Genomic DNA, 1,504 nt, shown 5'->3' on the forward strand with positions numbered 1-1,504 from the left:
AGTATGTCTGAGGTTGAAAAACTTAAAGCACAAAACAAACTACTTCAAGCAGAGAATCGTAGAAAGCAAATGGAGATAGATTTCTTAAAAAAGCTGTTATTGTCAAGGAAAAACCCGCAAAAAAGGGAAGGAAAATCCATCACTTCAGAATAAAAAAATTTAATGTTTCTCAATCTTTTGTTTTTGCTCTTTCATTCTAAAACTATCTCCCTTTATTAAAATTAGATGGCAGTGATGAACTATCCTATCAAGAATTGCTGTGGCAAGAATCCTATCATGGAAAATACTACCCCAGTCATCAAAGGATTTATTTGAAGTAATAATGACTGATCCTGTTTCATATCTCTTTGAGATAATCTCATAAAAAAGATCTACAATATTATCACTTAACTGTTTAAATCCAAGCTCATCTAATATAAGTAAATCTGGAGCAAGATAATATTTAAGCTTTCTATGATAAGAGTTGTCAGCTTTAGCTTCGAAAAGTGTTTCCATCATTTCTGATATTGAAGTAAATAACACCTTATAACCTTGCTGTAGTGCTTTAATACCAAGACTTATAGACAAATGAGTCTTACCCGTCCCTGGCGGGCCTACAAATACTATATTTTCTTTTTTCCTTATGTACTCTCCAGTAGCAAGATTATATATTTCTTGTCTATTAAGTTTTGGTTGGAAATTAAAATCATATTCTTCTAAAGTCTTAATAGACGGAAACTTAGCTTTCGCTGTCCTTTTTTTATAACTATTATCTTTTCTATTAGACATTTCATCTTCTATTAAAAGTTCAAAAAACTCCAAGTAAGATAGTTTTTCTTTTATAGCTTGCTCATTTCTAATTTCAAAGGTTTTTGCTACTCCAGAAAGCTTTAGGGTTTTTAAATCTTTAATTAGACTACTCAATTTATCTCACCTCCTTCAGTTTGAAGAGGGCTTCATATTCAGAAAGAGGTCTATGGATAGCATTCTCTGTATTCGAAATTAAGCTTACAGCTGTATCAGCAGGTTGCTCATATAGACCTTTTTCACAGATATTTTTGATAGTTTGGTACTTTATAGATCCGAAGGCTAAAGCCCTTTTACAAGCTTTTTCAATGATTTCACTTCCGAATTTTTCTTTTAGTTTAAGCACACCATAGATAGGCTTGCCCCAATGATTTTGCTTTTTTTCTAAAACTTTATCAAAAAATTCTAGTGCGTTTGAGCCTATTTCTAACATTTTTTGTCTATACTCATACTGCAGTTGTGTTTTAGTTTTTACTTTATATTCAGGGTAATGGACATTATTGGTAGAAAACTGTCCTTTACCCTTCATTTTTAGATGGGTGGCAACAAGTTCATACTGACTATATATTTTAATTAGTTTATCTGACACCTTTAATGTTACATCTTCTCCTATATGCTTATATGGAACTGAATAAAAGTTGCTATCATAACTTATATGACAGTTAACATTTACCTTTCTTGTAGTCCATATACCAAAATCATATTCTATAGGTTTTAT

Annotated in this window: 2 protein-coding genes; both read right to left on the reverse strand. The window is 31.1% G+C overall.

The genetic code is table 11. The features are described from left to right. Nucleotides 1–159 precede the first annotated feature (159 nt). On the reverse strand, nucleotides 160–903 hold the full coding sequence (gene istB / locus B5X81_RS26940) for an IS21-like element helper ATPase IstB (protein ID WP_079496103.1): 744 nt from the start codon (nucleotides 901–903) through the stop codon (nucleotides 160–162). A 1-nt stretch (nucleotide 904) separates the two neighbouring features. Further along, the coding region (locus B5X81_RS27690) for a Mu transposase domain-containing protein (protein ID WP_330397462.1) at nucleotides 905–1,504 on the reverse strand (600 nt) is incomplete at its 5' end.

The sequence above is a fragment of the Maledivibacter halophilus genome, from assembly GCF_900167445.1.
Lineage (GTDB): Bacteria > Bacillota > Clostridia > Peptostreptococcales > Caminicellaceae > Maledivibacter > Maledivibacter halophilus.